The sequence below is a fragment of the Oleiphilus sp. HI0086 genome (assembly GCF_001635225.1).
In genome coordinates this window covers 1-5182 of record NZ_LWFZ01000958.1, presented here as the reverse complement: position 1 = coordinate 5182, position 5182 = coordinate 1, and the positions used below count along the sequence as shown (strand labels likewise).

The window sequence follows — 5182 nt, the reverse complement described above, 5'->3', positions numbered from 1 at the left end:
ATATAGTCGGACTCAGCGTCATCGCCGCGCAAGCGGGGATCCATTGTCTAGTTTTATATTCAGTCTGTTCTTAGTATTCATCAACCTATGTGGCTTAGCTCTAAAACAATAGATTCCCGCCTACGCGGGAATGACCTGGTAGTTTTTGCTTTACATCTTATAGACGCGCTACGCCAAAAGAGCTGGGTCTTAGTTCACGCATATTGGCTTCCTCACAAATATCTAAGAGGAATGCCAACACCTTGCGCGTGTCGCGCGGATCGATTAATCCGTCATCCCATAGGCGAGCGGTGCCAAACAAGGCTGTTGAACCCTCGTCCAATTTATCTGCAGTCGCTTTCTCGATAACATCGAGCATGGCTGGATCAGCTTCTTTACCCATTTTTGCATGTTTTGCTTCTGTGACGATTCGCAATACCTTACCGGCCTGTGCGCCGCCCATAACGGCTGTTTTGCTGTTCGGCCAAGCGAAGATGAAGCGAGGGTCAAGACCTCGACCACACATGGCATAGTTACCCGCGCCATAGGAACCGCCAACGACGATAGTGAGCTTAGCTACAGTGGTATTTGCTACCGCTTGTAGCATTTTAGAACCATGCTTAATGACACCGTGTTGCTCTGAGTGCGTGCCAACCATAAAACCGGTGGTATTATGGAAGAACAATAAACTGGTGTTGGACTGTTCACATAGTTGGATGAACTGAGCCGCTTTGGCAGCGCCCTCGGGCGTGATCGGGCCATTGTTACCAATGATGCCGCAAGCATGACCTTGAATTTTCAAAAAGCCACAAACGGTTTGTTTGTCGAATTCTGGTTTGAAGTCAACAAAATCGGACGAGTCAGCAATACGGGCAATGATTTCGCGGACATCGTAGGGGTGCTTGCTGTCTGCTGGTACAACGCCAATTAGCTCTTCTGGGCCGAAAAGAGGTTCTTGCCACTCTTTAGATGGCTTAGCTGGAAGCTGCTCATTCCAAGGAACGCTCTTCATTAAGTCACGAATCATCCGAATGCCGTCGGCATCGTCTTCTGCGAGGAATTCAGCAGTACCGGCAACTTGCGCATGCATTTCTGCGCCGCCTAACTCTTCATCGCTTGCGATCTCTCCGGTAGCGGCTTTAAGTAGTGGAGGGCCAGCCAAGAACATTTTGGTTTTGTCTTTCACTACGACCGTGTAATCCGATAAGCCAGGCTGATAGGCGCCACCAGCCGTTGCGTTACCATGTACCACTGTGAATTGTGGAATACCTTGCGCTGACAAGCGTGCTTGATTTGCGAAGCCGCGAGCACCTTGCACAAATATGTCGGTTGCGTAGTTCAAGTTAGCGCCGCCGCTTTCTGCCAGTGTCACGATAGGCAGCTTATTCAGTTTGGCGATTTCCTGTAAACGTAGCGTCTTGTCTAGACCAGCAGGAGAAATCGTTCCGCCTTTGATGGCGCTGTTACTGGCGATGATCATGCTGCGAATGCCTGCAACATACCCAATGCCCGCGATAATGCCGCCACCGGCCATGGAACCATCTTTATCATCGTGCATCTTGTAGCCAGCGAGACTGCTCACTTCAAGGAAAGGAGCGCCACGATCCAACAGCATATTGATACGTTCACGCGGTAACAATTTACCGCGCTTTATGAACTTTTCCTTCGCTTGATTTTCTTTTTCTACGACTTTATTTTCAACGTTACGAAACTCGTTAATATAGCCTTGCATGGCTTCGGCATTTGCCTGGAACTCTTCAGACGAAGTTTCGATGCTTGTCTCTAATATACTCATTTAAGTATCCGTATTATTTTGATGCCATTCCCGAAATATTTAATCGGGTAGCATGTTTATTCATGCCCCGCTATCGTTATGGATTCCGGCTTAGACACTGCCGGAATGACGAGAGAGGGGGATTTATTCTTCTTCCTCTTGGAAAATTTTGGGAAGCTCTGCGCGATGGAAGCCATCATAAGACTCAGAGTTATTCGCTCTGGGTAGCGGTGCAACGCGGCCTCCTTGTGAGGCGGCACCATCAATACGAATACAGTCACCACTAATAAAATTTGCCCCTTCACTTAGCAAAAAGCAGATCACGGAGCTTATTTCCGCTTCGGTTCCCATACGTTTCAATGGAATAGCATCTTTTAAACCTAGAATCCAAGGCTTCATGGCTGGAGGATAAGTATCCATGCCGCTGGTGATCACCCAGCCCGGTGCGACAGCATTAACACGAACGCCTGACGCTGCCCATTCAACGGCAGCCGTTTGAGTGAAGTTCACCATGCCTGCGCGGGCTGCACCGGAGTGCCCCATGCCTGGCATACCACCCCACATATCAGCGACGATATTGACAATTGATCCGCCGTGCTTACTCATACTTTGCAGATACACTTCTTTAGCCATCAAGAAGCCGCCGGTTAGATTGGTGCGTACCACCGTTTCCCAACCTTTCTGGTTAATACCGGTAAGTGGGGCAGGGAACTGACCGCCTGCATTGTTCACTAAACCCGATATCACAGGGTGTTTCTTAACGATTTCATTAACCGTTTCTTTGACGATATCTTCTTCGCGAATATCGCAAGAAAAACCTTCAGCACTGCCACCATCTTCGATGATTTCAGCAACCACAGCATCCAGCTTTTCTTGCTTACGACCAATAATGATGACATGCGCGCCAAGCCCTGCTAGCTCATGAGCGGTACAACGGCCAATGCCGCTGCCGCCGCCCGTTACGATAAATACTTTGTCTTGGTATAGGTCATCTCTGAAGATTGATTGATAAGGGTGACTCATGATTTATCTTACCTACAGTTTATTGGCCAAGGCCTGAGGAACAGGGATGGCAGCTTGTAATAATTGTTGTGCGAAAGCTTTGCCTTGAGGGTCAATGCGCAAGCTAGCAACGCCACCTCCACCTAGGCTGTTTTCGAGTAAAAAGTTCACGGCATTGATGCCGGGAAGGTCCCAACGATTGACCTTGCCATGTTCTGGGTCAAGCGTATGTGACATGTATTCAGCAACGAAGTCTTCAGTTAAAGCTTCACGAATATAGGGCAGGTATTCCTCAGAGCGCGCGATGACACCGATATTGGAATGATTGCCCTTGTCGCCACTTCGAGCCCAAGCAAGTTTGATTAACGGAACGTAGCTATTACAGTTTTCGCCTAAAGTTGTTTTATTCTGAGTCGCTTCAGCTCCTACGAAAGACGTTTCGCTATCAATTGATACAGGAATGGACTCTTCACCGAGTTTGACGCTCACATCCAAGTCGGCTTTAGGCACAAGGCAGGAGAATAAACGGATCTTAGGCCATACCGTTGGCCGACCACCAACGATACCGGTGATGCCCGGCGCCATGCCTGTTGCAGCCTGTGCGATCTCTTTGGAAAATAAAACCAGAGACTTCTTATCAGGGCTAGCAACAGATATTTTTACCACGATCTCACGGCACTGGTCAGATGCGCCTTGTTCACCGTAAGTGGTTTCGGTGCCCAGTAACTCAATGCTTTTTTCCGAATAGGCCTTCAAGCCCTTAGCCTCGATCATATGGCTAGTCTTTTCAAGAATCGCTTCAGCCACGGCTTGGGCTTTCGCTTTTGCGTTGATTCCGGCTAACAAGAAGGTGACGGTGCACTTGAAACCGTCTCGCCAGGTTGCTGATACCTTGTATTGATCGCTCGGTGCTCGGCCTAGTGCGCCTGACACTTGGACGATATTGGCGCCGTCTTGCTTTAATCTGACTTGTGTAAAGTCGCAAGTAACGTCGGGTAATAGGTAAGCGTTAGGGTCACCGATCTCATAAACCAATTGCTCTGCAACGGTTGCTTCAGAAACTAAACCACCTGTATCTTTTGGCTTGGTGACAAAGAAGGAACTATCGTCCTTAATTTCAACAATAGGGAAGCCCATATCAGCAAAATCATCTTTAACGAGTTCCCAATCAGTGAAATTGCCACCGGTACAGTGGGCACCACATTCGATGATATGACCGGCCAAGCTGCCTTGTGCCAGTTTGTCGTAGTCATTCCAGGCCCAGCCAAACTCATGAACCATCGCACCCAACACGACGGCACTATCGACAACACGACCTGTGACAACGATATCAGCATCAGAATCTAGCGCGACGGCTATACCGGGCGCTCCTAAATAGGCATTCATGCTAACAAACATTGGTGGCATATCTGCACCGGTAAACATTTCTTTAACGCCTTGCTTGGCATAGTGAGACTTTTTCGGTAGTACGTTGTCGCCATCGACCATGGCAATTTTCAACTCAAGGCCCGTGGATTCAGCTACCTTTTCAAGTGCAGCGACACAGGCTTGCGGGTTAACGCCGCCAGCGTTGCTGATGATTTTGATGCCCTTGGTTTTTATTGTTTTAAGTAAGGGACCCATAGCGGTTTCGACAAAGTCCGAGGCGTAGCCGGCATTGGGGTCTTTCATTTTTTGTCCGGCCATAATAGACATAGTGATCTCGGCTAAATAATCAAAGACAAGGTAATCAATATTACCTTTCTCAACTAGCTGAGCTGCTGCGGTTTCTGTATCGCCCCAAAATGCTGAGGCGCAGCCAATGCGTATGCTGCTTCTTGCCATGATGTTTACCTGTTTCACTAATTAAACGTCTGTTGTTCTAATCATTTGGAACGCTATCACCAAGTCAACTTTACCAAGCAAGCGCTTGGTTTGTAAACCCTGTATTTTGCGTTATGATGTTTATCTGAAATAATGCTCAAGCAAGCACTTGGTCAAATAGCCCGAACTTCCTTGTGTGTAGGCTATTCTGTCTTTTTGTAATAGGTGTAAAAAATTATGAATGGTAAAGAGTTAATAAAAGAAGGTCTGATGACAGATCCAAAAAGTGCTAAAGGCAGATTACTAATTGAGGCTGCTAGACTATTTCGAGTGAAAGGCTATGAACGCACGACAGTGAGAGACCTTGCGGCGGCCGTGGGTATTCAATCAGGCAGTATTTTTCACCATTTCAAAACCAAAGAAGAGATACTTAAAGCAGTGATGGAAGAGGTGATTATCTATAATACGCACCTGATGCGTACCAAACTCGCTGCAGCAAGTTCGGCCAAAGAAGAAGTTCTTGCATTAATTACTTGTGAGATCGAAGCCATCACGGGTGTTACCGGGGATGCGATGTCTGTTCTAGTCTATGAATGGCGTAGCCTAAACGAAGGAAACCAAAGA

Annotated in this window: 4 protein-coding genes; 1 reads left to right on the top strand and 3 read right to left on the bottom strand. The window is 47.7% G+C overall.

Annotated elements, in window-relative coordinates:
* Positions 1 to 157 precede the first annotated feature (157 nt).
* The 3 genes from A3756_RS17160 to A3756_RS17150 form a co-directional block, all read right to left on the bottom strand.
* Positions 158 to 1774 (bottom strand): acyl-CoA carboxylase subunit beta, encoded by a 1617-nt coding sequence (locus tag A3756_RS17160; RefSeq protein ID WP_068554053.1) that lies wholly within the window; start codon positions 1772 to 1774, stop codon positions 158 to 160.
* Positions 1775 to 1897: 123 nt separating this feature from the next.
* Entirely contained in the window at positions 1898 to 2776 is an 879-nt protein-coding gene (locus tag A3756_RS17155) for an SDR family oxidoreductase (protein WP_068508579.1), read from the bottom strand.
* 12 nt (positions 2777 to 2788) lie between these two features.
* A complete protein-coding gene (locus A3756_RS17150; protein WP_068554051.1) occupies positions 2789 to 4579 on the bottom strand; it encodes an acyclic terpene utilization AtuA family protein in 1791 nt (596 codons plus the stop codon).
* Positions 4580 to 4795: 216 nt separating this feature from the next.
* On the opposite strand from A3756_RS17150, the gene A3756_RS17145 reads away from it, so the two are divergent.
* Positions 4796 to 5182, top strand: a 387-nt coding sequence (locus tag A3756_RS17145) for a TetR/AcrR family transcriptional regulator (RefSeq protein ID WP_156490556.1), incomplete at its 3' end; no start/stop codon positions are given.

Bases quoted from the DNA above. Each gene is read 5' to 3' on its own strand.
- A3756_RS17155 (WP_068508579.1), bottom strand. From the start codon at position 2,776: ATGAGTCACCCTTATCAATCAATCTTCAGAGATGACCTATACCAAGAC.
- A3756_RS17160 (WP_068554053.1), bottom strand. From the start codon at position 1,774: ATGAGTATATTAGAGACAAGCATCGAAACTTCGTCTGAAGAGTTCCAG.
- A3756_RS17150 (WP_068554051.1), bottom strand. From the start codon at position 4,579: ATGGCAAGAAGCAGCATACGCATTGGCTGCGCCTCAGCATTTTGGGGC.